Raw genomic sequence first — 24,900 nt, 5'->3', positions numbered from 1 at the left:
TCAGCTCTTCTTCACCCGATAGGTCTTGTGGCAGGTGCCGCAATCACTGCCGAGCGTATCGATCTGCGCCTTCAGCGCATCGACATCGGCGGGTGCGGCGGCGACTGCGGCCTTGACGTCGGCGAGGTACTTGTCTTCGGTCGATTTGAAGCCCGCCATGTCTTTCCAGATTTTGGGCGAGGCGGTGGTATCACCGCTGTCGCTGCCGGCCGGGAACAGCGTGTCGACATCGAACTTCTCGGCATTGACTTGCAGCGCCTGCAGCGCCGTCAGCACGGCGGCGGCATCGAAGTCTGCCTCGCCCTTGGCGATTTTTGACAGGCCGCCGACGATCTTGCCTCGTTCCTTCATCAGTCCCTGTCGGTCGAGGATCGGGTCGGCAAAAGCCGCCGAGGCGGCGAGGCTGAGCATAGAGATGGCGATAACAAGCTTTCTCATTCAATTGGCTCCAGGATGATGAGGGGTCGCGACCTAACGTTAACGGAGGGCGGGCCGGGACTATTCCCTGTCCGCCGGCCGGATTCTGCCGAATTTTGTGTGCCTGCTGCTTCAGCTGAGAAAGAAAAGCCCCGGAGTACCGGGGCTTCTCTGGGTCGATCAGGCTTTCGCCTCTTCGTACATTTCAAGGACATGGTCCCAGTTGATGAGGCTGTCGACGAAGGCCTCGAGATATTTCGGCCGCGCGTTGCGGTAGTCGATGTAATAGGAATGTTCCCAGACATCGACGCCGAGGATCGGCGATGCGCCATGGACGAGCGGGTTCTCGCCGTTCGGCGTCTTGGATATTGCCAGCTTGCCGTCCTTCACCGAGACCCAGGCCCAGCCCGAGCCGAACTGCGTGGTGCCAGCGGCGATGAAGTCGGCCTTGAACTTGTCGTACCCGCCGAGATCCGCGTCGAAAGCCTTCTGCAGGGCGCCCGGAAGCTTGTTGCCGCCGCCCCCCTTCTTCATCCACTTCCAGAAATGGATGTGGTTGTAGTGCTGGGCTGCGTTGTTGAAGAGGCCGGCATTCTTGCCGAACGACTGTTTGACCACCTCTTCGACCGACAGATCGCCAAGGCCCGCTTCGGCGGCCAGCTTGTTGCCGTTGTCGACATAAGCCTTGTGGTGCTTGTCGTGGTGATACTCCAGCGTCTCCTTCGACATGTAAGGCTGCAAGGCCTCGTAGTCGTAGGGCAAGGCGGGCAATTCAAAAGCCATCGGTCATACTCCTCATGGAAAAATCCGGTGCGGATACCGGATTAAGATAGGGCTGCATTGATCTGGAACAACTCCGGAATGAAGCGCCAATTGCCTTTTAGCGGCTCAACCGGCGGAAGTCGAATGCGCCCATTCCCAATAAAGGTCGCGCGCTTTCTTGGCCACCGGCCCGGGCTGCAGATCGCGGTCCTCGATGCGGGTGATCGGCACGACCTTGGAATGATTTCCGGTCGAAAATATCTCGTCGGCTTCGAGAAAGTCGCGCACCGACAGCATCTTCTCCGTGGTCTTGAAGCCGTAATCGCCAAGCAGCGTCATGGTGCGCGAGCGGGTGATGCCGGACAGGAAGGTGCCGTTGGGCGCCGGCGTCAACACGTGGCTGTCCTTGACCAGGAAGATGTTCGAGGTTCCGGTCTCGGCGACATTGCCCAGCATGTCCAGCACCAGCGCATTGTCGAAGCCGCGTCCCTTGGCTTCGAGAATGGCGCGGCCATTGTTGGGATAGAGGCAGCCGGCCTTGGCATTGGTCGGCATGGTCTCGATGGTCGGCCGCCGGAACGGCGACACGGTGATCGAAAAGCCGGTCGGCGAGATCATCGGCGATTCGTAAAGGCAGAGGCAGAAACGGGTCGAGGCCGGATCGGCCGGCACGCCCATATAGCCGCCATGCTCGGCCCAGTACATCGGCCTGATGTAGACCGCTGTCTTGCCGTCGAACTTCTTCAGCCCGTCCCAGGTCAGGCCGACGATCTGGTCGACGTTCATCGACGGCGCGAGGCCGAGCGCGGTCGCCGATGCGTTCACCCTAGCGGCATGCAGCTCGAGATCGGGGGCGACGCCTTCGAACCAGCGGGCGCCGTCGAAGACGCTGGTGCCGAGCCACATGGCGTGGCTGCGCGGACCAAGGATGGCGACGTTGCCTTCGTACCAGTCGCCGTCGACGAAGGTCCATGTCGCCGATAGCGCCGCAGTCGCCAGTGTCATTGTTCGGTTCCGCTTCAAAGCTGTTTGTTGCCAGGCATTGGAAGATGCTTTGACCGGCGCCGTCAACCGGCATGGAGCGGATTTGTTGAGGCCAGAGCGCCCCAAGAAAGCGATCAAGACCACAATCGATGCTTGCACCTTGCGCCGCCTGCCCTCAAAACTGTCGCCATGCATTACGCGGCTTACGTTTTCGACGCCTATGGCACGTTGTTCGACGTGCACGCAGCCGTGCGCCGTCATGACGGCGAGATCGGCCCCGACGGCCCGCTGCTTTCGGAAATCTGGCGCGCCAAGCAGCTGGAATATTCCTGGGTGCGCACGCTGATGGGCGGCTATGCCGATTTCTGGCAGCTCACCGAACAGGCGCTCGATTTCGCCCTGCTCAAGGTTCCCTCCGCCGACAAGGGACTGAAGGCCAAGCTGCTCGAAGCCTATTGGCGGCTCGACTGCTATCCGGAAGTGCCGGCCGTGCTCAAGGCGCTGAAAGCATCCGGCGCCAAGCTCGCAATCCTGTCCAACGGCTCGCCCGAGATGCTGGAAGCGGCGGTCAAGTCGGCCGCCCTCGACCAGGTGCTGGACGATATCTTTTCGGTCGACGCCGTCAGGCGCTTCAAGACCGACCCGTCGACCTACGACATGGTGGCGACGGGCTGGCGACTCTATCCGGGCGCCGTCTCGTTCCAGTCGTCCAACCGCTGGGACGTCGCCGGCGCCACCAAATTCGGCTTTCGCACCGTATGGATCAACCGCGCCAACCAGCCCGAGGAATACCGGGATTTCCCGCCGGCGCTGATCCTGCCGTCGCTTGAAGGCCTGCTGACCGGCGGCTGATCACTCTGTTGCCTTCGAGCAACAGTGGCAGGGCGGTCACAGCTTCGCCTTTGTTTGTCCACCCTCAGGCCAGAATCGGAACCGCCTATCGCGTCAGGCATTGGGGGAGGCCGACCACTGCGCCGCTTGAAGGCATTCACGCTTTCTTGCGATTCGAGACTTAAAAAAGGCAACCATGTTGAAGACCGAAATCGACCCCTATCGCCTGAGCCGTCGCGGCTTTCTGAATGCTGCAGCCCTTGGCGCCGCTTCGATTGCGGTCTCCGCCTGCACCACCACCGGACCGGCGCCGGCGCCGGTCGAACCGCCACCGCCGACCTATGACGAGCCGCCGCTCGGCGACTATGCGACGATGTACGGCCCGATTTCCGACAGCGGGTTCGAGCTCCCGGCCATCCCGATCAAGAAGATGGACCCGCAGTTCCTGCGCCAGATCGTTCCCGATCCGACCGGCCAGCGGCCAGGCACCATCATCGTCGATACGACCAACCATTTCCTCTATCTGGTGCGCGAAGGCGGCCAGGCGATCCGTTACGGCGTCGGCCTCGGCCGCGCCGGCTTCGAATGGTCGGGAGACGCCGTCGTCCAGTGGAAGCAGAAATGGCCGAAATGGACGCCGCCCGATGAGATGGTTGCCCGCCAGCCTGAACTGGAAGAATACAGCGCCAAGAACGGCGGCATGCCCGGCGGCCTCAAGAACCCGCTCGGCGCCCGCGCGCTCTACCTGTTCCACGACAACGTCGACACGCTCTACCGCCTGCATGGCTCGCCGGAATGGAACTCGATCGGCAAATCCGTCTCGTCAGGCTGCGTGCGCCTGATAAATCAGGACATCATCGACCTCTACGACCGCGTGCCGTCGAAGAGCCCGGTCATCGTGACGTCCGACATCGGCCAGCCGATGGCGGCGAGCGCAAACCGCAGAGCCATCCCGATCGATGGCGGGGTGCCGGATGGCTCGGTCCTGCTCGGCCCGGTGACCTGATCGACTTCATCGATGCCATGAAGCGGCAGGTTCCGCTCCATGCGGCAAAGCTCGCCAGGATCCCGATAGCTTTACGCGAATGCCTGGGGTTCGCATCCAAGATGTGCAATGCCGGCAACAGGAGGCCAAAAAAGACGTCCAGACGAACCATGGAGCCGCTGCAATCGGGGCGGCCATGCCCTGTCAATCTCGACGCTGCTGTGTTTCGTTACCGATTGGATGTATATTAGACGGGAGTATGATTGCAGAGACATACATTTCATTAGATCATTGATGGCGGGGGAACGCCGATGGTGGGATTTGATTTCGATAGTCCGCCTGCCGACGGCGCCGAGGCCAACCTGTCGGCCGAATGCGAGCGCCAATTGCTGCCGCTCGTCCGCGGAATTGTCGAGGCGGCGGTTGCCGCCGGGTGGAGCCAGGAAGACGTTCTTCTGGCCATGGTCGAGCTGTCCTGGGATCTGTACGAGAAACGCCGAGGCGATCTTTAGCAGGCCTGCGTGAGCCGGATAATTCCGTAGCGCCGGCCAAGCCAGGCCATGTTTTTCTCGCGCGAACTTTTTTCTTCACTTACAATGTTTTTTCTATCCGCGGGATGCGCTACGCTGCCTTTGGGCAGGACTATGGGGGATACAAATTACCGTCCGGATTTCCGGGTTGGCTGTTTGCACGGCACGGAATTTCGATGGGCTGGCAAAGCGGCTGAGGCAAGGCTGAATGAAAAATGCGGGCGAGGTTCAGGAACGCAGCGCAGGCGCCGATCGGGTCGATCGGCACGCCCTCGGACATAATCCCCGAAAATGCCAATCCCAGAAGAGCAACCATGCGGGGGAGCGGGATATGCTCTGTCCGCAGCCCTGGATCGCTCCCGGAGGGTCGCCATCGCCGAAGTCGCCTACCTCGCGGGATTTTCGGATCAAGGCCATTTGGCCACCGCCATGAAGAAGCACAAGGGAAAGAAGCCATGATTCGGGCGATAACTGCTGCCGGATCGTCCGTGGCAATGACAGATAGTCGACCAGCTCTGTCAATGGCCGCGCGATCTATATTCGGAATACAACGCTGGATTGCGACGGCACACTATGCACAATAACTAGGCAAAATGGTAAGATAAGATCGGAAAATAGTCAGGTAGCCTTGGCTAAAAATTCAAACCTGTAAATTTATAGTCAAAATCCTGGTAAAATTTTCATTTGAGCTCAAATTCTTCTTTGCAATATAAAGCAGCATCTGTAGGATTCGAAGGAACGCCCAGGAGCAAACGTGAATTCTGGGCGCCTCGATACAGCACAGGATTGGATTGATCGGCGCAGCAGTGGCAGAGACGAAGATGCAACATAGAGGCAACGTCCAGGAAAGCGCCGGGACAGAGCGGCGGCGCGCGGATCGTCGCATCTTCGACGGAATTCCGGAAAGCGCGGGGCGCTACCTGGTCACGTTTCGAGGCGGGGCGGCTCATGTCGTTCATGGGCCGGGATCACACACATTCAAAGCGGCGGAACATTTCGCTTCGGTTCTGCTTACACCCTCACCAGGGATTGCGGCATCGCTGGGCAGCGACAAAGTCCACGAATACGACGGCGACGTCGGCATGATCATGATCGTCCCAGCCGACCTCGGCGGCAAGGTGACCCGGTCATCCACCACGGAAAGCGTAATCGTGGCGCTCACCCCCGAGAGTCTCTTCGAGCTGGCAACGCGTGAATTCGACACCGGCCATGCCGAGCTTCAGCCGCCGCCGTACGGGACCGTCGACTTCCAAGCGCTGCAACTCGCGCAGTTGCTGAAGGCGGAACTGACGGATCGGGAAACTCCAAACGAGTTCTATATCGATTCGTTGGTCACCATGTTCGGCGTCCATTTGCTTCGGAACTACGCAGGAGCGCGAAAGTTGCCACAAGCCCCAAAGGGCGGTCTGTCGAACCGCAGCGCCCGGCGGGTGCGCGAATTCCTGGAGGTAAATTTTTCCAGCAAAATCGCGGTGGCCGAGTTGGCCGCACTCTGTGGCCTTTCGCCGAGCCATTTCATCCTGGCATTCACCAAGACCTTTGGCGAGCCGCCGCACAAATACCTGCTGCGGCTGCGTCTCGATTTCGCCGAAAAACTTCTCATCGAGAGCGACCTGTCGATTGCGGAAGTCGCTCATCTCAGTGGATTCTCGGACCAGAGCCACTTGACAGTCACCATGTCCAGATACCGGAACAGAACCCCCAGGCAGGTGAAGCTGCAACGTTAACGACTGTTGCGGCGCGCATGATTGTCCGCGGCGATACCTCGATTGATCTTCAGTATAGTCGAAGGTTGTGTGGCAGAGCAGTCACAGTTGTCGCGCAGGGACCAAATACCGGATTTTCCTACAAAGATTCCGGATTATTCCAAAATACCTGCACCGCGAATGTGCTCATGGTCGCGATTGAAGTCATTTGGGGCGGGGGAGCAACCAGATGATACAGCATGTCGGATTGTCCCATGGACATTCAATTCGCGGAAATCGAGGTCTTCGCGCCTAAGGCCGAAGCGGCCTGGGCTGCACTGCAACGCCAATACGCCAGCCGGATCAGCGCTGCGGAACTCGACCATCTCCTGGCCTGTTTCGTGCTTGGACTGACCTCTCCGGCTTGTGGTGAAGGCGATCCGGGATTTCATTTCGATCTCTGCCGCGCGCTGGTGGCGGTAAACCTGCCGCCGGAACGGACGGAGGCTGCACTGCATGCGGTTCCAGAACCGACGCAGCCATGGGTCGCGAGCGCCTATCAGCTGATTGAAAAACAAGGCGCGAAGGTCGGTCTCTCGTTGCGGGAGAAGACGCGCAATTTCGAAGATTTTTTGGCCACCGGGGCGAATGGTGCGGCACATCAGAGCGCCTCGGCAATTGCGAGGAAAAACTAGCATGACCAAACGCGTCGAGGGGCGGAGAAGGATCGAACTTTCTTCAAGCTTTGTCGGAAACTGGATCGCGGGCGCGGCCGACAGCCGCTCGGTGCGGCGCCGCCTGATGGCGGTGCTGCGCAACGCGTGCCGCGTGCTCGGCATGCGACGCAAATGTCTGGGGCTTGGCACGCTGGGCAGCGGCAGAATTGCGGCAGCGGCGCTGGGTGCAATCGCATTCGGGAGCATCGCCACCCCGGCGTCCGCGCAGTATGCCGCCGGCGGCGGCACCGCGACGGCCAGTGGCTCAGTCGCTATCGGCCCGGCCGCGACGGCCTCTCAGCTCAATGCTGTTGCGATCGGGACCCGGTCTGTCGGGTCAACGCAATACGCAGTGGCAATCGGCCAGGATGCGCAGGCCACAGGCACCGGCGGCGCGGTGGCGATCGGCGGCGGCGCGATTTCAAACAACATCAATACGGTAGCCATTGGCGTTCAGTCCGACGCCACTGCGGCCGGGGCCAGCGCACTGGGCACAAACTCCCACGCTTCGGGATCGAACTCCACCGCGGTCGGTGTCGGCGCCACGGCCAGCAACAATTATGCGTTCGCCACTGGCTACGGGTCGGTAGCCAGCGCCCAATACGCATACGCCATGGGCTATCAGTCCAGTGCTAGTGGCCTGCGCGGTATGGCGCTTGGATATCAAGCAACCCAGAGCGGAATCGATTCCCTTGCCCAAGGTACCAACGCCAATGCAGGCAGTCAAAACGCCATCGCGATAGGCTTCCAGTCGGTCGCGTCCGATATCAACTCTATCAATATCGGCGCGCGCACCGTTGCGGGGTCAGGGGCCTTGGCCCAAGGCGCCATCGCCCTTGGCACGGATGTCACAGCAAATCAGCAAAACGCCCTTGCCATTGGCGTCCTGACCAAAGCAACGGGAACGAACGCCGCAGCGGTGGGTAGAGGAGCCAGTGCATGGGGCAACCAGTCCATCGCATTCGGCACGGGCGCGCAGGCGGGCGTTCAGGCCAACACGGCTGTGCCCAACAGCATCGCGATCGGTACCAATTCGCTCTCTTCGGGCGCTTTCGCCACGGCGATGGGTGCTACCTCGGTTGCGAGTGGCTCCGCCAGCACAGCGATCGGCAACACGGCTGTCGCCAGCGGCGCGAACGCCTCCTCATTCGGGTCCGGCGCGAATGCGACGGGAGACAATTCTCTTGCCGCCGGTGTCAGCGCCGCCGCTAGCGGGATTGCCAGCACCGCGCTCGGCATCGGCTCCAAGGCCAGTGCCACCAACGCCGTGGCGATCGGTAATGCTGCGGTGGCCAATTCCGCCGACGCGGTTGCCATCGGCACGGCCGCGACGGCCACGGGCGGCAAGGCTGTCGCCATTGGCGCCGGCAACACGGCTTACGGCAACGGCGCGGTCTCCATCGGCGATCCGAGCTATGCCAGCGGCACCGGCGCCTTCACCGGCGGCGCCAACAACATCGCCAACAGCGACGGCACGGCAACCGCCACAGCCGCAAACCAGGCCGCAGGCGCGGTTGCCATCGGCAACAACAACAAGGCCGTCGGGCAAGGCTCCGTGGCGCTGGGCAATGGCTCGACGGCGGGTGCAGCCGGCCTTGCCGGCAATGTCGCGCTGGGCAACGGCGCGACGGCGACGGCAAGCTCCGGCGACGTAGCGCTCGGTTCGGGCTCGGTGACCGCGACGGCGGTCGGCACCAGCGGCGCGACGATCGGCGGCACGGCCTACAGCTTCGCCGGCACGACGCCGACGAGCACTGTCAGCGTCGGCGCGCTCGGCGCGGAGCGGACCATCACCAATGTCGCGGCGGGCCGGCTCAGCAACTCGTCGACCGACGCGATCAACGGCTCGCAGCTGTTTGCGACCAACCAGCAGGTGACGCAGAACACGGCGGCGATCGCCGCCAACACCGCCGACATCACCAATCTCGGCAACACGATCAACAGCATCAGCACCGGCGGCGGCATCAAGTATTTCCATGCCAACTCGACGGCGGCGGATTCGTCGGCAACGGGCACGGACTCCGTCGCCATCGGACCGGTCTCCACCGCGACGGGGACGAACGCCATCGCGGCGGGTGTCAATTCGAGCGCCTCCAATGCCAACGCCTCGGCCATTGGCAGCGGCGCCGTCGCATCGGCGCTTGACGCAACGGCTATGGGATACATATCCAAGGCTTCGGGCCAATACAGCACCGCGGTCGGCGCCAACGCCAATGCTACTGCCACGTCCAGCACCGCGATCGGACAGAACGCGTTTGCGACCGGCTTTCAGGCAACCGCTCTCGGCGTAGGCGCGAATGCCGCCGCCCAGAACGCGATCGCGCTGGGCGCCGGCTCTGCTGCCAGCAACGTAGGTGACGTGGCGCTGGGTTCGGGCTCGGTGACCGCAGCGGCGGTCGGCACCGCCGGCACGACGATCGGCGGCGTCGCCTACAACTTCGCCGGCACGACGCCGGCTAGCACCGTCAGCATCGGCACGGTCGGCGCGGAGCGGACCATCACCAATGTCGCGGCGGGGCGGCTCAGCAATTCGTCGACCGACGCGATCAACGGCTCGCAGCTCTTCGCCACCAACCAGCAGGTGACGCAGAACACCACGGCGATCGCCGCCAACACCGCCGACATCACCAATCTCGGCAACACGATCAACAGCATCAGCACCGGCGGCGGCATCAAGTATTTCCACGCCAATTCGACGCTGGCGGATTCACAGGCGCTGGGGACGGATTCCGTTGCCATCGGCCCGAATGCCGTGGCCAACAATGCCGGCGACGTGGCGATCGGCGCGAATGCGGTGTCGACCGTGACGACGGCGGTCGGCGGCACCACGATCGGCGGCGTTGCCTACACCTTCGCCGGAACCACGCCGGCGGGAGCGTTTTCGGTCGGCTCGGTGGGCGCGGAACGCCAGATCCAGAATGTCGCGGCCGGGCAGTTGAGCGGCTCCTCGACCGACGCGGTCAATGGTTCGCAGCTGTTTGCGACCAACCAGCAGGTGACGCAGAACACGACCGACATTGCCGCCAACACGGCTGACATCACCAATCTCGGCAATTCGATCAGCAACATTACCGGCGACACCTCGCTGGCCTACACCGACGCCAATGGCGACGGCATACGCTATGTGCGCACCAACGACCGGACGCTCGCCGTCGCGGACTCCTTCGCGCAAGGGATCGGCTCGTCCGCCCTCGGCTACCAGGCGACCGCGAGCGCCGACAATGCGCTGGCGCTCGGCCGCGACACCCAGGCCAGCGTCATCGGCGGCGTGGCGCTCGGCGCCGGCTCGGTTTCGGACCGGGCGGTCGCGCCCGTCTCGGGATCGATCCTCTCCGGCACCGGCCTCATTCCCTACAACACCGCGGACATGAGCCTGCTCGGCGCCGTCTCGGTCGGCACCTCCACCTCCTATCGCCAGATCATCAACGTGGCCGACGGCACGCAGGACCAGGACGCGGTCACGCTTCGCCAGTTGAAGGGCGCGCTGAGCTCGTTCGCGGTGACGGGGAGCCTGTACTTCCACGCCAATTCGACGGCCGCGGATTCGCTTGCGGTCGGCGTCGATTCAGTTGCGGTCGGTCCGCGCACCACCGTCAATGGCGACAACGGCATCGGCATCGGCAATGGCGCCATCGTGCAGCAGACGGCGCCGGGAGGCAGCGATCGGCCAGAATTCGACGGTCAACCAGGCCGACAGCATCGCCCTCGGCACCAACGCGACCACCAACGGAGCGCAGGCGGTGGCGCTCGGCGCCGGCGCAAAGGCCAACGAGCCGGGCAGCGTCGCGCTCGGCGCGGGCTCGACGACGGCGGCGGCGGTCGCCACCACCGGCACCACGATCAACGGCGTTGCCTATACCTTCGCCGGAACAGCTCCGACGAGCACGGTCAGCGTCGGCACCGTCGGCAACGAGCGCACCGTCACCAATGTCGCGGCGGGCCGGATCAGCGGCACCTCCACCGACGCCATCAACGGCAGCCAGCTCTTCGCCACCAACCAGGCGGTCGAAGCCATGCAGGGTAGCGTCGGCGACCTCAACCAGTTCGCCGTCCAGTACGACAAGGACGGGAACGGCAACAAGTCCAACTCGATTACCCTTGCCGGCGGCGACCCGAACACGCCGGTGGTCATCCACAATGTCGGGCCGGGCGTTGCCAACACCGATGCGGTCAATGTTCAGCAGTTCAACAGCGGGTTAGCACTCAACCTGGACAATTCGAAGAACTACACCAACCAGGTGGCGGCCACCACGCTGCAGCAAGCCAATGCGTATGCGGACTCCAAACTCAGCCAGCTCAACATGGACATGGGAGAGGTCAGGGGCGAGGCGCGCCAGGCTGCGGCAATCGGCTTGGCGGCCGGCTCGCTGCGCTACGACGATCGTCCCGGCAAGCTGAGCGTGGCCGCCGGCGGAGGCTATTGGCGCGGTGAAGGCGCCCTGGCCTTCGGCGCCGGCTACACCAGCGAGGAAGGACGTGTTCGAGCGAACCTGTCCGGTACGACGGCAGGCGGACACTGGGGTGTCGGCGCGGGCGTCAGCCTTACGCTGAACTAGAGCCCGGCCATGATCAGGCAGGCAGTCCTTGCTGTCGCGATATCCATGACGTCAATGCTCCTGTCCGGCCCGTTAGCGGCCGGGCAGGAAGCGATCCCTTCCGGCTACAGGGTAAAACCTTCCGACGTAGCGATCCCTGCGGATGCGAAGCTTGGCGAATATCAACGGACCACCCGTCCGTTCGAGAACTGGACGCTGATCTGCGACGAGAACCTGAAGGCGCGCCAAAAGGTCTGCAATGTCACCCAGATCATCGAGGACCAGGCAGGACAGGTTGCGTTCAGCTGGTCGCTTGCCGCCACCAAGGAAGGCAACCCCTACATGATCTTGCGCGCCCCGCCGATCGCCAAGAGCGACGCTCCTGTCTCGCTGACGTTCGAGGGGCGCAAGGAGCCGATTAAAATTCAACTCGACGGATGCAATCAGGCCGTCTGCGTCGGCATGCTGCCGGTTGGTCCGATCATGCGCGAACAGATTTCGAAGGCCGCGGCATCCGTCATCTCCTTCCCGACCACGGATGGCAGAACGATCAACGTAACCGCAACCCTCAAGGGCTTGGCCGCGGCCGTTGCGGCGATCAATTGACGAGGCAATCGCGATGAACCAGCAATCGATCCATGACCGGATAATGTCCCACAACCAGGGTAAGGGTGCTGTCCGGGTCGGCATCGAAGACCGGAGCAGACCGCAACGAAACCGGGCGAAGACCGCTGTCTTCTCGTTGCTCGCCATTGCCGTCGTCGCCACCGCCGGCTTCGCGGCCATGCGCTACGACCTGCTCCACAATCTATTGCCGCAGCCGGCGGTCGCGGAGACCAACCAGCCCAATCCGGCTCTGGCCGAAACGCCGTTTCTGCAGCATGCCAAAGAGGCAGGCTTGCAGTCTTGTTCCAACATTTTCCCGGCCCTTGGGCAGATGCTGACGACCGGCACGACGTACAGCGTCCAGTCGATCTGGAACAACGAGGCCCCCGACAAACACCTCGTGGAAGCCCTGGTCGGCATGAACTACGCCACGCAGGGCTACAGCGGCCCGGCGGCAGGCTTGGTGTTCGCAGCACCCACCGCATCCGTTTGCGAAGGTACGATGGTCAGGGTGGCGCCATTCGCGGCCAATTGCGCCGATGTTCCGGCCCTGCTTCCGAAAGACAGCAAGCTCGCCAACAATCTTGGACAAATCAGCGTCTATGAACTCGCCAATGGAGGGGGCAACGCGATGCTGCTGCCAACCGGCAACAGCTGCGTCGTCATTTCCGTGGCCTCGGCAGCAGGAAAACAAGGAGGCGTACAATGAGGGTGAATTCCGCCATTGCGGCGATCGGCATGCTGTTGCTTTGCGCCGGGCGGCTGGGCGCGGCGGACCTAGCCCCGTCTTCGGACGTGCCCGAGCCGCCGGCCCAGGAGGAGAGAGGCATCTGGGCGGCGATCGCCTATTCGAGCCCCGACGAGAAGCACGGCTTCTTTTGGGGCGCCGACAAGCGGCAGGAGGCGATGGACATCGCGCTTAAGCATTGCCAGAACGCCGGCGGCGGCAGCTGCGCCGTGGTCAGCGTATTGCGCAATCATCGCCATTGGGACGACGACGACAATACCGGCTTTCCCTACAAGCATTGCGGCGCCCTCGCCGTAGGCGAGAAGCCGGAAGAAGGGCTGACCAGTTGGGGCGCCGAGACGGCGCAAACACGCCGGGATGCCGAAGACCTGACACTGCAGGCGTGCGAGCGGAGCGGACAGAAATGCAAGATCCGCGAGTGGGTGTGCACATGACGCATCAGAGCGAAGCAGCGGAACGCCAATCGAGGCGCATGTTTGCACTCAGCGTAGCGCCGTGCTCAAGAGGGGTCAGCCCTTCGCCGTGATGCGCATCGACGGTATGCGACACCGGCTCGAAGCAGAAGAAATCGGCATCCTGCGACGGCGAATAGAGGATGAAGACGTCGAGCAATGGCGAGGCGGTGAGCGAGATGGCGATCCTGTCCTCGGGCCGGGTGATCCTGGCGCGGCGGTCCCAGCCGTCGAAGGCGTTGTTGACCCAGCTTCGCGGCAGCAGGGAGGCGTTCGAGAAATTCCACGCGGGGTAATCGGCCACCGGCGCCACGCCGACCGGCAGATGATGCTTGTCCTCCAGCCAGACCCGCGCCGCCTTCGCCTCGAGCGTCGTTCCGACGCTGCGCGGGAACCAGGGATGAAAGCCGAGCCCGTAAGGCAGGCGAATGCCGGTACGATTCTCCACCGTGAGCGTGGCATGCAAGGCCCCGTCATGCAACGCATAGGCGACCTGCGCCGTATATCGGTAGGGGCCGATTTCACCGGCGTCGAGGACCAGTTCTGCCTCGGTGGCGCTGTGGCTGGCAATACGCCACTCCTTCTGGAAGCCGTCGCCATGGATTGGAAAGGCCTCCCCCGGCACGTTCGGCTCGATCGCATGGAAGCGGCCGTCGAAGGCGAAACCGCCGCCTGAGATGCGGTTCGACCAGGGAACCAGAAGCTGGCAGCCGGAGGCGCCGGTGCCATCGTCGGGGCGGAGCAGCGGCACCGTTGCGCCGCAGACCAGTGCGTCGAAGCGGGCGATCGCCGCGCCCTTTTGCGGCGCCAGGACCAGACGGGCGCTGTCGTCGCGCAGTTCCAGGAGGCCGGCCATCCCTACCAACCGCCGTCGATGGCGATGTTCTGGCCGCTGATCATGTCCGAGGCGGGCTGGCTGACACTTTTCACCGCCCCCTGGACAGGCTGCCCAGGATTCCGCGTACGATCGCGCGGCCGACCGACGAGCCGACCGAACGCACGACAGCCTTGATCGCGGCTTCGGCCACCGTCTGGCGGTTGGACGGCCTTGGCGCAGGGGCCCGGCGACCGCCTGATTGCTGCGGCGGCGGATCGTCATTGCCGACGCCCGGAATGGTCCAGCGCGAGCGCCCGCTGTCGGCCGGCTGTGCCTGTTCTTCCGCCTCCTGCGCGCCCATGGCTTTCTTCTGCAGCATCTCGAAGGCCGATTCGCGGTCGATGGTCTGGTCGTACTGGCCCGCGACCGGGCTCTGGTCGATCAGCTTGCGGCGCTCGTCCGCCGTGATCGGGCCAAGCCTGGACGATGGCGGCCGGATCAATGTCCGCTGCACCATGGACGGCACGCCCTTGACCTCCAGCGTCGAGACCAGCGCCTCGCCGGTGCCGAGCTGGGTGATGGCGGTGGCGCAGTCGAAATCGGGATTGGGCCGGAAGGTGTCGGCGGCGGTCTTGACCGCCTGCTGCTCACGCGGCGTATAGGCGCGCAGCGCGTGCTGCACACGGTTGCCGAGCTGGGCGAGAACCTTTTCAGGGATATCCGAAGGGTTCTGCGTGACGAAATAGACGCCGACGCCTTTCGAGCGGATCAAGCGAACCACCTGCTCGACGCGGTCGATCAGCACCTTCGGCGCCTCGTCGAAAAGCAGATGCGCCTCGTCGAAGAAGAATACCAGCTTCGGTCTTTCGGGATCGCCGACCTCCGGCAATTCCTCGAACAGCTCCGACATCAGCCAGAGCAGGAAGGTGGCGTAGAGCCTGGGGTTCATCATCAATCTGTCGGCGGCAAGCACGCTGATGGCGCCACGGCCGTCGCGGGTGGTGCGCATGATGTCGGCGATGCGCAAGGCCGGTTCGCCGAAGAAATGCGCCGCGCCCTGCTGTTCCAGCACCAGAAGCGTGCGCTGGATTGCGCCGACCGACGGCTTGGTGACATTGCCGTAGCGCGAGCTGATCTCGTCGGCGCGCGCGGCGATGTTGGCCAGCAGCGCCTGCAGATCCTTCATGTCGAGCAGCAGCAGGCCATCCTCATCGGCGATGCGGAAGGCGATGTTCATGATGCCTTCCTGCGCTTCGGAGAGGTTCATCAGCCGCGACAGAAGCAGCGGCCCCATTTCCGAGACGGTGGCGCGGATCGGATGGCCCTGCTCGCCGAACAGGTCCCAGAAGATGACCGGGAATTCCTGGAAGTCATAGGGATCGAGCTTGACCTGCTCGGCCCGCTTGACCAGGAAATCCTGCGCCTTGCCCATCATGGCGATGCCAGACAGGTCGCCCTTGATATCGGCGCAGAACACAGGCACGCCGGCATTGGAAAACCCCTCGGCCAGGATCTGCAGGCTAACCGTCTTGCCGGTGCCGGTGGCGCCGGTGATCAGGCCATGGCGGTTGCCATATTGCAGCAAGAGCTGTTCGGCGCGCTGATAGCTGTCGTCCGGCTTGCGGCTGGCGCCGAGGAAAATGCTGGTGTCGTCAGCCATATGGCCATGTCTCCGCAAATTGATGTGTTAAAAGCCTGTGGCCGTGCCGCAGGGTATAGGCAGGCCATTGCGCAGCGACAATGCTATTCTCCAATTGGGCTATCCATCCAGTTGGCTATTCATCCAGATTGGGCCAATCGTCTAAATTGAACCAATCCTCCAAATCGGCTTTTTGGAACTTGCGGATTTTGCCGCTGTTTGGCAATCGTTCATGGTTCGTCCACGCAGGCTGCCCTATGTCAGGGAAGCGAATCCCAACCGCGCAAGCGCATTGCATTGCGATATCTGGCAGGGAACCGTAGACTGGACGGCTGACGCTGGTGCGGCCGCATAAAAACGAGGAGCATGGATGGGCGCCGGAGCCTTGACCAGGAGTGTCGAACCCGCTGACGTCGAGCGCCAGCGTTGGCTGGCCTTGGCCGAAAAGGCGCTCGCCGGCGCCTCCTTCGAGGAAAAACTGGTCTCGCATACCGACGATCAGATTCGCATCGAACCGCTCTACGATCGCGCCGCCGGCGCCGAGCCGCTTGTGCGCGCCAACCCCAAATTGCCCTGGATCGTCAGCCAGCGCATTGACGATCCCGATATCGGCCGCGCCAAGGCGCAGGCCCTGGACGATGTGGCACAAGGCGCGACGGGATTGTCGCTTGTCTTCGAAGGTGCTCCGAATGCGTTCGGCTATGGCCTGCCGAGGACGGCGCAGGCGCTGGAGACGGTGCTGGACGGCGTACCGCTAAACCGCACGCAGATCCGCATCGACGCCCATCCCTGGAGCCGTGCCGTCGCTGACTGGCTGGTGGCGTTCCTGAGCAAGCGCCGCTCCGACCCGGCAAAGCTGAACCTCTCCTTCGGCATCGACCCGGCGGCAATCTTTGCCGGAACCGGCCGGCTGCGCATGTCGATCGAGGCGTTGCAGGCATCGATGCCGCAATCACTGGCGCATTTCTTCTCGCTGGGCGTGCCGGGTGTGCTGCTGGAGGCGGATGGGCGAGTGTTCCACAATGCCGGCGCCACGGAGGCGCAGGAACTCGGCACCATGCTCGCTTCCGCCGTCTCCTACCTCAGGATGTTCGAGGATGCGCGCCAGCCGCTTGTCTATGCCGCTCCCCATATCGGCTTTGCGCTGAGCGTCGACCAGGACCAGTTCCTGTCCATGGCCAAGGTCCGGGCCTTGCGCAGGCTGTGGGCGCGCATCCAGGAAACCTGTTCCATCCCGGCATCGGCAGCCAACATCCATGCCGAGACGTCGTTCCGCATGATGACGGCGGCGGATCCCGAAACCAACATCCTGCGCACCACCATTGCCAGCTTTGCGGCGGCAGCAGGCGGCGCGGATTCGATCTCAATCCTGCCACACACCATCGCCCACGGGCTGCCGGCCGGCTTTGCCCGCCGCGTCGCACGCAATGCACAGTTGATCATGGCCAATGAAAGCCATATCGACCATGTCGCCGACCCAGCCTTGGGGTCGGGCGCAGTCGAGGCGCTGACCCTGGGCCTGTGCGAAGCGGCGTGGGAAGAGTTCCAGCGGATCGAAGCGGAAGGCGGCGTTCTGGCAAGCCTGCAGCAAGGGCATATCCAGAAGCGCGTCACGGCAGCATCCGAGCGCCGCGCCGAGGCCTACCGGTCGGGTGAACGGGTAATCATCGGCACCACGCTTTACCCGCTGAAAAACGATGCCCCGGTCGAGACGCTGGCGGCTGAGCGGCGGCCGCCTTTCACAGAGGGCGTGGCGGTGTGCGAGGCGCTGTTTCCCGTCCGCATCGACCAGGCAATCGGAGCCGCACAGTGATCCCGGATTTCAGCCATGTTGGCTGGTCGGCGCCACGGCGAGCGCCGGTCGAGGTCAAGGGCCAGCGGCTGACGCCGGAAGGCATCGCCGTCAAGCATCTCTACAGCCAGGGCGATCTCAAGGGGCTGCCGCATCTCGACACCTATCCGGGAATGCCGCCCTTCGTGCGCGGTCCCTACCCGACCATGTATGTCCAGCAGCCGTGGACGATCCGGCAATATGCCGGCTTCTCGACGGCCGAGGAATCCAACGCCTTCTACCGGCGCAATCTCGCCGCCGGCCAAAAGGGCCTTTCGGTCGCTTTCGATCTGCCCACCCATCGCGGCTATGACAGCGACCATCCGCGCGTTGCCGGCGATGTCGGCATGGCGGGCGTGGCCATCGATTCCATCCTCGACATGCGGCAATTGTTCGACGGCATTCCGCTGGGCGAGATGACGGTGTCGATGACCATGAACGGCGCGGTGCTGCCGATCATGGCGCTCTATATCGTCGCGGCCGAAGAACAGGGCGTTGCTCAGAAGGATCTCGCCGGCACCATTCAGAACGACATTCTGAAGGAGTTCATGGTCCGCAACACCTACATCTATCCGCCGAAGCCCTCGATGCGGATCGTGTCGGACATCTTCTCCTATACCTCCCAGCACATGCCGAAGTTCAATTCGATCTCGATCTCCGGCTATCACATGCAGGAGGCCGGCGCGACCGCGGACCTGGAGCTCGCCTACACCATCGCCGACGGCATCGAATATGCCCGCGCCGGCGTCGCCGCCGGGCTCGACATCGACCGTTTCGCCCCGCGGCTTTCCTTCTTCTGGGCGATCGGCATGAACTTCTTCATGGAGATCGCCAAGCTCCGCGCGGCGCGCCTGTTGTGGGCGACCCTGATGCAGAAGAATTTTGCACCGAACGACGAACGCTCGCTGTCGCTGCGCACCCATTGCCAGACCTCCGGCTGGTCGCTGACGGCGCAGGACCCCTACAACAACATCACCCGCACCATGATCGAGGCGATGGCGGCGACGCAGGGACATACCCAGTCGCTGCACACCAACTCCTTCGACGAGGCGATGGCGCTGCCGACCGACCACTCGGCGCGCATCGCCCGCAACACGCAGTTGATCCTGCAGAAGGAATCCGGCACCACCCGCATCATCGATCCGTGGGGCGGCTCGGCCTATATCGAACGGCTGACGCACGATCTGGCGGCGCGTGCGCTCGCCCATATCGAAGAGGTCGAGGCGCTTGGCGGCATGGCGGCAGCAACCGAACAGGGCATTCCAAAACTTCGCATCGAGGAAGCGGCGGCGCGCACGCAGGCGCGTATCGATTCCGGCGAGCAGATACTGGTTGGCGTAAACGCGCATCGCCCCGAGAACGACATCGACGTCGACGTGCTGAAGATCGACAATGCCGAGGTCAAGGCCCGGCAATTGTCGAAGCTGCAGAACCTGAAAGGCACGCGCAATGTTGGCGCGGTCGAGAGCGCGCTCGATGCGCTGACCCGCGCTGCGCAGGGTAACGAAAACCTGCTGGAATTTGCCATCCGCGCCGCGCGCGCCAATGCCACGGTCGGCGAGATCTCGCTGGCGCTCGAAAAAGTCTTTGGCCGTCACGTCGCCTCGGTGCAAACGATCTCCGGCGTTTATCGCAATGCGCTCGGCGACAATCTGACGGTCGACCGATTGCTGGAGAAGCTCGAAGCTTTCGAGAAGAAGTCCGGCGGCAAGCCGCGCATCCTGGTCGCAAAGATGGGACAGGACGGCCACGACCGTGGCCAGAAGGTGATCGCCACGGCCTTCGCCGATCTCGGCTTCGACGTGACGGTCGGCGCGATGTTCCAGACACCCGAGGAGATCGCCAGGCTGGCGGTGGCGCAGGACGTCCATATCATCGGCGCCTCGTCGCTGGCGGCGGGGCACCTGACACTGATCCCCGAATTGCGTGATGCGCTGAAGAAACTCGGACACGCCGACATGCTGATCGTCGCCGGCGGCGTCATCCCGCCGCAGGACTATGACGCGGTGCTGGAAGCTGGCGCCGCGGAGATCTTCCCGCCAGGCACGGTTATTCCAGAGGCTGCGGATCGGTTGCTGGACCGGCTGCTGGCGAGCTGATTGAAACAGTTGCACTGCTTATCAAAGTTGCGTTACAATATCTGGCGCAACCTATGGTATAGCTATGAACACCATCATTCACGGACTTGAGGACGGATCGGGCGTTGTAATCCTGCCGCGGGAAACGCTCGACAGCTTGAGCCTGCAAGTGGGCGATGAACTCCAGATCATCGAAACCGACGACGGCATCATCCTAAGGCCGGTGCCGTGTGACGACGTCGAACGGCAAATGCGTGCTGCTCGCGATGTCATGGACAAGTATGAGCCCGCGTTGCGAAAGCTGGCTGTGCAAATAGGGTGAGCTGGCGTCAGGCGTCCGACAGCTTGACGATTTCCCATTCCTTGCCGTTGACGCTTGCGACGTCGCCGACCTTCTTGCCGAACAGCGCCACGGCCATTGGCGAGACGTGTGAGATGCTGCCCTTTGAGGGGTCGGCCTCGTCCTCGCCGACGATCTTCCAGTGCACTTTCTTGCGGTCATCGCTTTCCAGCGTGACACCCATGCCGAAGCGCACCTGGTCGCTGCCCGGTTCCGGCACGGAAAGCTCGGCGCTTTCGCGGCGCGCTGTCCAGTAGCGCAGGTCGCGCGAGACGACGGCAATGCGCTCGCGATCGGCTTTTCGCTCGGCTTTCGCCAAAATGTCGCGCAGATCGGCCAGATTGTCCTCGATCATCGCCAGGCCGCGCTCCGTCACCAGATTGCGGTGTTGGCTGATCGGCCGCTCGCCGATGCCGGCAATGGCGTTTTCGCTGTCTTCCTCGCGGGTGAAAGCCCTGCTCATCGGATAAACTTAGGCCCGCTTCGGCGACTGTACAAGCCACTTGGCGGACCCGGTCATTGGCCGGACTATGGCCGAGCGGAGACCTATGCGGCTGGCCCAATTCCTGCGAAGAACCATTTCATCGCAGGGATCTGTGCCGATGTTGAACAGACGAACGCTTCTCAAGGGGACTGTCGGCTTTGCGGTGCTCGGCGTTTCGCTGGACAACGCCTTGGCGAAGACGGCAGCGCTTGGCTCGATCAATGCCGCCGAGCTTGGCGTGGAGCCGGACGCACCGGACGACCAGAGCAAGGCCTTCGCCAGGATGCTAGCCGAGGCAAGCCAGCGCAATGCGCCGGTGTTCCTGCCGCCGGGCACCTATGTCGTGTCCAACCTGACCCTGCCCGCCCGCGTCAGGCTTTCGGGCGTGCCGGGCGCCTCGCGCATCCTCTATGGCGGCAATGGCCATTTGCTGACGGCCGAACAGGCCGAGCATATAGAGTTCACCGCATTGGTCTTCGACGGCGCCAACGGCGGGTTGGCCGACGATGCGCAAGGCCTGCTCGACCTGCGCCGCGTCGCCCATCTCGTCATCGACAATTGCACGATCACCGGCAGCGGCAAGCATGGGCTGGCGCTGGAGCATGCGTCGGGCCGCGTCGAGCGCTCCGAGATTTCGGGGGCTGCGGACGCCGGCATCTACTCCGTCGAGGCCGCTGGCCTGGCGATATCCGATAATGCCGTATCCGACTGCGGCAATGGCGGCATTCTTGTCCATCGCTGGCAGCAGGCCGAGGACGGTACGATCGTCAGCGGCAACCGCGTGCAGCGGATCGGCGCGCGCAGCGGCGGCACCGGGCAGAACGGCAATGGCATCAACGCCTTCCGTGCCGGCAATGTCTCCGTCACCGGCAACATCGTCTCGGACTGCGCCTTCTCGGCGATCCGCGCCAACAGTTCAAGCAATCTGCAGATGACCGGGAACACCTGCTCGCGGTCGGGCGAAACCGCGCTCTATTCCGAATTCTCCTTCGAAGGCGCCATCATCGGCAACAACATCGTCGATGATGCCGCTAACGGCATCTCGATCGTCAATTTCAACGAGGGCGGCCGTATGGGTGTCTGCTCGAACAACATCGTGCGCAACCTCTCGACCACCGGCCCCTACCCCGCCGACGCGCCGGGCTTCGGCGTCGGTATCAGCGTCGAGGCCGACACCACCGTCTCGGGCAATGTCATCGAGAACGCGCCGTTCTACGGCATGCAGATCGGCTGGGGCGCCTATATGCGCAATGTTGTGGCGACGGGAAACATCATTCGTCAGGCCGGAACCGGCATCGCCGTCACTGTGGTCGAGGGCGCTGGGAACGCCATCATCTCCGACAACGTCATCGACGGCGCCGAGAACGGCGCCATCATCGGCCAGCGCTGGGCCGAACGGGCGACCGGCGACCTCGCGCGGTCGAGCGATAGCGGCTATGCGCACCTGACGGTCGAGCGAAACAGGGTCAGCTGAGCGTCGTCGTCGGCCGCAGCGAGCCGACCTTGGCGCCAATGCGGCTTTCGATCGGAGGATTGGCCCGCTCCAGAAGGTTCGCCGCCAGTGCGCCGTCGGCGCTGAGAAGTTTTGCCAGCACAGTGGCAATCATCACCTCGGCGGCGCGGCCGGCGCCGTCATCGCATTTTAGCGCGATGCCGAGGCCAAGCTCCGGAACGGCAGCGCAATAGACACCCTCGGCGCCCGTCTTGACGAATATGCGGCCGGGCGCGGCCTGCATCAGCGCCACATCCACTTTGCCGGTGCCGGCGACCAGGAAAGGCTCGGCCATACAGGCAGACAGCAGGCGTTTGGCCGCCTTGGCGCGCTCAGGGCCAAAGCTCCTGCCCGTCGCCATGCGGGCAAAGCCAAGGGCAAAACTTTTCAGCGGCACGGCATAGGTGGGAATCGAGCAGCCATCGGTTGCCCGGTGATCCGCATCGTGGGCAGCGCCGGTCACCGCCTGCATGGCGTCGCGCACCATCTCCTGCAAACCATGGCCTGCCTTGACGTAGCCTTGGTGGGCAATCCCTGAGTGCACGCAGGTGCAGAGAAATCCGGAATGCTTGCCCGAGCAATTGTTGTGCAGTGCGTTCGGCGAGACGCCTGTGCGGGCCAGTGCGATCGTCGCGTCGTGGCTCGACGGCCAATGGGCGCCGCATTCCAGCGCCGACTCGTCGAGGCCGGCCTTGGCCAGCATCGCCTGCGCCAGTTCGACATGCGCGGGTTCGCCTGAATGTGAAGCGCAGGCCAGCGCCAGTTCGCGGTCGCCGAAGCCATAGGCATCGGCGGCACCCGTTTCGACCAGCGGCAGCGCCTGGATCGCCTTGACCGCCGAGCGCGGAAACACCGGCCGCGCCGTATCGCCGATCTCCAGGACAGGCTTGCCGTCCCCGTCGAAGATTGCGACAGCGCCGCGATGGGCGCTCTCGACGATCGCGCCGCGCAAGACCTCGACCAGAACCGGATTTGTCATCACCACGCCCCAAAAATACGGGCCGCTTCTACCTGATCCGGTCGAGGATGGAAACGTAGTTGGCGACGGCCGCCCCCCCCATATTGAAGATGCCGCCGAGCGTTGCCCCCAGCACCTGGATGCCGCCTGCCTCGCCGGTCAACTGCATGGCGGTCAGCACATGCATCGACACACCGGTGGCGCCGATCGGATGGCCCTTGGCCTTCAGCCCGCCCGAAGGATTGACCGGCAGCCTGCCGTCCTTGGCCGTCGTGCCGTCCAGCGCCAACTTGGCGCCTTCGCCGGGCTTGGCCAGGCCCATCGCCTCATATTCGATCAATTCGGCGATGGTGAAGCAGTCATGTGTTTCGACGAAGGAGAGATCGTCGAGCGTCACGCCGGCCTTTTTCAGCGCCTGGTTCCAGGCCTGTTCGCAGCCTTCGAACGACAGGATGTCGCGCTTCGACATCGGCAGGAAATCCTGGACATGCTCGTTGGCGCGGAAGGCGACGGCGCGGCGCATCTTCAGCGCCGTCGAGGTGTCGGTCAGCACAAGGGCGGCTGCACCATCGGAAACCAGGGAGCAGTCGGTGCGCTTCAGCGGACCGGCGACGAAGGGGTTCTTCTCGCTTTCCTGGCGGCAGAATTCGTAGCCGAAATCCTTGCGCATCTGCGCGTACGGATTGTCGACGCCGTTCTTGTGGTTCTTGGCGGCAATCATCGCCAGCGCGTCCGACTGGTCGCCATAACGCTGGAAATAGGCCTGCGCGATCTTGCCGAAGACGCCAGCGAAACCGGCCGGCGTGTCGCCCTCCTCCGGCAGATAGGAAGCCTTGAGCAGGTTCTTGCCGATCTCGGGGCCGGGGGTCGTCGTCATCTGCTCGGCACCGACCACCAGCACGATGCGGGCGGCATTGGCGTCGATGGCGCGGATGCCTTGGCGGACCGCTGCCGAACCCGTGGCGCAGGCGTTCTCGACCCGCGTCGCCGGCTTGAAGCGCAGCCGGTCATCGGCCTGCAGCACCAGGCTGGCGGTAAAATCCTGAGGGGAGAAGCCGGCGTTGAAATGGCCGAGCACGATCTCGTCGACCTCGTCCGGGCCAATGCCGGCATGGTCGAGCGCGTCGACCGCGACCTTGGTGATCAGGCCTTCCAGCGTCTCGCCTTCCAGCTTGCCGAAGCGCGAATGCGCCCAGCCAACGATGCATGCGGTCATGGCGGTCTCCATCCTTGGCGCCAGCCTAACATGTGGGCAAATGGCGCACTTCGCCTTTATTGTTCAAATATAAACAATCCCGCCCGCATCGAAAAGGGCCGCAAGCCGACAATCGCTTGGTGCAGGTTCCAATCGGATCGATTTTTTGTTGATTGACGCGTCAATAAAAAATAATCTCCGCCGCAAAAGCCGGGAACATCATGCCTAAAGTCGGAATGGAACCGTTGCGCCGCAAGGCGCTCATCGACGCGACGATCTCGGCGATCGGCGAGCGCGGCTCGCTTGACGTGACCATGTCGGAGATAGCGGGGCGCGCCGGTGTGTCGTCAGCATTGGCTCACCACTATTTCGGCGCCAAGGATGAGCTGCTGCTGGCGACGATGAGGCATATTCTGGCCGAGCTGACGATCGACATGCGGCGCGCGCTGCAATCCGCCGGCTCGCCGCGCGAACGCGTTTCGGCGGTGGTCGCCGTCAACTTCTCCGACATCCAGTTCCGGCCGGAAACCATCGCGGCCTGGCTCGCCTTTTATGTCGATGCACAGAAATCATCGGCCCTGCGCCGGCTGCTCAGGGTCTATGCGCGGCGGCTGCATTCCAACCTGATGAGCGGACTGACCGGCATACTGCCGCGCAACGAGGCCGACCGCGCGGCGGAAGCGGTCGCGGCGATGATCGACGGGCTGTACATCAGGCGCGCGCTGAAGGACGGCGTGCCGGATGCTCAAACCGCGATCGCGCTGGTCGAAGATTATCTCGAAATCAAACTCGGCGGGCGACAGACACAGTGACAT

At 63.4% G+C, this 24,900-nt stretch carries 21 protein-coding genes and 1 pseudogene; 14 read left to right on the top strand and 8 right to left on the bottom strand.

Annotation, left to right across the window (positions count from 1 at the left end; genetic code table 11):
- From NKH54_RS29380 to NKH54_RS29370, 3 genes are all read right to left on the bottom strand, one after another.
- Positions 1-438 (bottom strand): c-type cytochrome, encoded by a 438-nt coding sequence (locus NKH54_RS29380; protein WP_023684552.1) that lies wholly within the window; start codon positions 436-438, stop codon positions 1-3.
- 159 nt (positions 439-597) lie between these two features.
- Entirely contained in the window at positions 598-1,200 is a 603-nt protein-coding gene (locus NKH54_RS29375; RefSeq protein WP_023673687.1) for a superoxide dismutase, read from the bottom strand.
- A 105-nt stretch (positions 1,201-1,305) separates the two neighbouring features.
- Complete coding sequence (locus NKH54_RS29370; protein WP_023731015.1) at positions 1,306-2,184, bottom strand: branched-chain amino acid aminotransferase; 879 nt, start codon at positions 2,182-2,184, stop codon at positions 1,306-1,308.
- A 168-nt stretch (positions 2,185-2,352) separates the two neighbouring features.
- Here NKH54_RS29370 and NKH54_RS29365 point away from each other — a divergent pair, with 168 nt between their 5' ends.
- The 9 genes and pseudogenes from NKH54_RS29365 (at position 2,353) to NKH54_RS29325 (ending at position 13,233) form a co-directional block, all read left to right on the top strand.
- Positions 2,353-3,015, top strand: a complete 663-nt coding sequence (locus NKH54_RS29365; RefSeq protein WP_023673689.1) for a haloacid dehalogenase type II — start codon at positions 2,353-2,355, stop codon at positions 3,013-3,015.
- Between the two features lie 175 nt (positions 3,016-3,190).
- Positions 3,191-4,000 carry a L,D-transpeptidase gene (locus NKH54_RS29360; RefSeq protein ID WP_023692792.1) on the top strand — a complete coding sequence of 270 codons (810 nt, stop codon included), beginning with the start codon at positions 3,191-3,193 and terminating at the stop codon, positions 3,998-4,000.
- A gap of 290 nt (positions 4,001-4,290) precedes the next feature.
- On the top strand, positions 4,291-4,491 hold the full coding sequence (locus NKH54_RS29355) for a hypothetical protein (protein WP_023684556.1): 201 nt from the start codon (positions 4,291-4,293) through the stop codon (positions 4,489-4,491).
- Between the two features lie 809 nt (positions 4,492-5,300).
- A complete protein-coding gene (locus NKH54_RS29350) occupies positions 5,301-6,236 on the top strand; it encodes a helix-turn-helix domain-containing protein (protein ID WP_306413643.1) in 936 nt (311 codons plus the stop codon).
- Positions 6,237-6,469: 233 nt separating this feature from the next.
- Positions 6,470-6,889, top strand: a complete 420-nt coding sequence (locus NKH54_RS29345; protein WP_353029504.1) for a hypothetical protein — start codon at positions 6,470-6,472, stop codon at positions 6,887-6,889.
- 1 nt (position 6,890) lies between these two features.
- A pseudogene (locus NKH54_RS29340) lies at positions 6,891-11,466 on the top strand (YadA-like family protein).
- A gap of 9 nt (positions 11,467-11,475) precedes the next feature.
- Positions 11,476-12,051 carry an invasion associated locus B family protein gene (locus NKH54_RS29335; RefSeq protein ID WP_023670757.1) on the top strand — a complete coding sequence of 192 codons (576 nt, stop codon included), beginning with the start codon at positions 11,476-11,478 and terminating at the stop codon, positions 12,049-12,051.
- 13 nt (positions 12,052-12,064) lie between these two features.
- Complete coding sequence (locus NKH54_RS29330; protein WP_353029503.1) at positions 12,065-12,760, top strand: hypothetical protein; 696 nt, start codon at positions 12,065-12,067, stop codon at positions 12,758-12,760.
- On the top strand, positions 12,757-13,233 hold the full coding sequence (locus NKH54_RS29325; protein WP_353029502.1) for a DUF4189 domain-containing protein: 477 nt from the start codon (positions 12,757-12,759) through the stop codon (positions 13,231-13,233). Before NKH54_RS29330 ends, NKH54_RS29325 begins: the two co-directional genes overlap by 4 nt.
- Positions 13,234-13,237: 4 nt before the next feature.
- Here NKH54_RS29325 and NKH54_RS29320 read toward each other — a convergent pair whose 3' ends face one another.
- Both NKH54_RS29320 and NKH54_RS29315 read right to left on the bottom strand, forming a co-directional pair.
- Positions 13,238-14,107 (bottom strand): aldose 1-epimerase, encoded by an 870-nt coding sequence (locus tag NKH54_RS29320; protein ID WP_353029501.1) that lies wholly within the window; start codon positions 14,105-14,107, stop codon positions 13,238-13,240.
- Between the two features lie 70 nt (positions 14,108-14,177).
- On the bottom strand, positions 14,178-15,728 hold the full coding sequence (locus NKH54_RS29315; protein ID WP_353029500.1) for a helicase HerA-like C-terminal domain-containing protein: 1,551 nt from the start codon (positions 15,726-15,728) through the stop codon (positions 14,178-14,180).
- 349 nt (positions 15,729-16,077) lie between these two features.
- Between NKH54_RS29315 and NKH54_RS29310 the strand changes: the two genes are divergently transcribed.
- From NKH54_RS29310 to NKH54_RS29300, 3 genes are all read left to right on the top strand, one after another.
- Positions 16,078-17,520 carry a methylmalonyl-CoA mutase subunit beta gene (locus NKH54_RS29310; protein WP_352535156.1) on the top strand — a complete coding sequence of 481 codons (1,443 nt, stop codon included), beginning with the start codon at positions 16,078-16,080 and terminating at the stop codon, positions 17,518-17,520.
- Entirely contained in the window at positions 17,517-19,637 is a 2,121-nt protein-coding gene (scpA, locus tag NKH54_RS29305) for a methylmalonyl-CoA mutase (protein WP_353029499.1), read from the top strand. Before NKH54_RS29310 ends, scpA begins: the two co-directional genes overlap by 4 nt.
- A 64-nt stretch (positions 19,638-19,701) precedes the next feature.
- Positions 19,702-19,938: an AbrB/MazE/SpoVT family DNA-binding domain-containing protein gene (locus NKH54_RS29300; RefSeq protein WP_023698162.1), complete on the top strand. Its 237-nt coding sequence runs from the start codon at positions 19,702-19,704 to the stop codon at positions 19,936-19,938.
- A gap of 7 nt (positions 19,939-19,945) precedes the next feature.
- Here the strand turns inward: NKH54_RS29300 and greA are convergent, their stop codons facing one another.
- Complete coding sequence (greA, locus tag NKH54_RS29295) at positions 19,946-20,419, bottom strand: transcription elongation factor GreA (RefSeq protein ID WP_023698161.1); 474 nt, start codon at positions 20,417-20,419, stop codon at positions 19,946-19,948.
- A gap of 139 nt (positions 20,420-20,558) precedes the next feature.
- On the opposite strand from greA, the gene NKH54_RS29290 reads away from it, so the two are divergent.
- Positions 20,559-21,914: a TIGR03808 family TAT-translocated repetitive protein gene (locus NKH54_RS29290; protein ID WP_353029498.1), complete on the top strand. Its 1,356-nt coding sequence runs from the start codon at positions 20,559-20,561 to the stop codon at positions 21,912-21,914.
- Here the strand turns inward: NKH54_RS29290 and NKH54_RS29285 are convergent.
- Both NKH54_RS29285 and NKH54_RS29280 read right to left on the bottom strand, forming a co-directional pair.
- Complete coding sequence (locus NKH54_RS29285) at positions 21,907-22,911, bottom strand: asparaginase (RefSeq protein ID WP_353029497.1); 1,005 nt, start codon at positions 22,909-22,911, stop codon at positions 21,907-21,909. The genes NKH54_RS29290 and NKH54_RS29285 overlap by 8 nt on opposite strands.
- Positions 22,912-22,939: 28 nt before the next feature.
- A complete protein-coding gene (locus tag NKH54_RS29280; protein WP_353029496.1) occupies positions 22,940-24,106 on the bottom strand; it encodes an acetyl-CoA acetyltransferase in 1,167 nt (388 codons plus the stop codon).
- A gap of 200 nt (positions 24,107-24,306) precedes the next feature.
- On the opposite strand from NKH54_RS29280, the gene betI reads away from it, so the two are divergent.
- Positions 24,307-24,897 (top strand): choline-binding transcriptional repressor BetI, encoded by a 591-nt coding sequence (gene betI, locus NKH54_RS29275; RefSeq protein WP_023816479.1) that lies wholly within the window; start codon positions 24,307-24,309, stop codon positions 24,895-24,897.
- Positions 24,898-24,900: the final 3 nt, after the last annotated feature.

Origin of the sequence: Mesorhizobium sp. M1004 (assembly GCF_040318795.1) — a bacterium.
Classification (GTDB): domain Bacteria; phylum Pseudomonadota; class Alphaproteobacteria; order Rhizobiales; family Rhizobiaceae; genus Mesorhizobium.
Note: the sequence above shows the minus strand (reverse complement) of the source record. Positions and strands in the feature narration are given on the sequence as shown.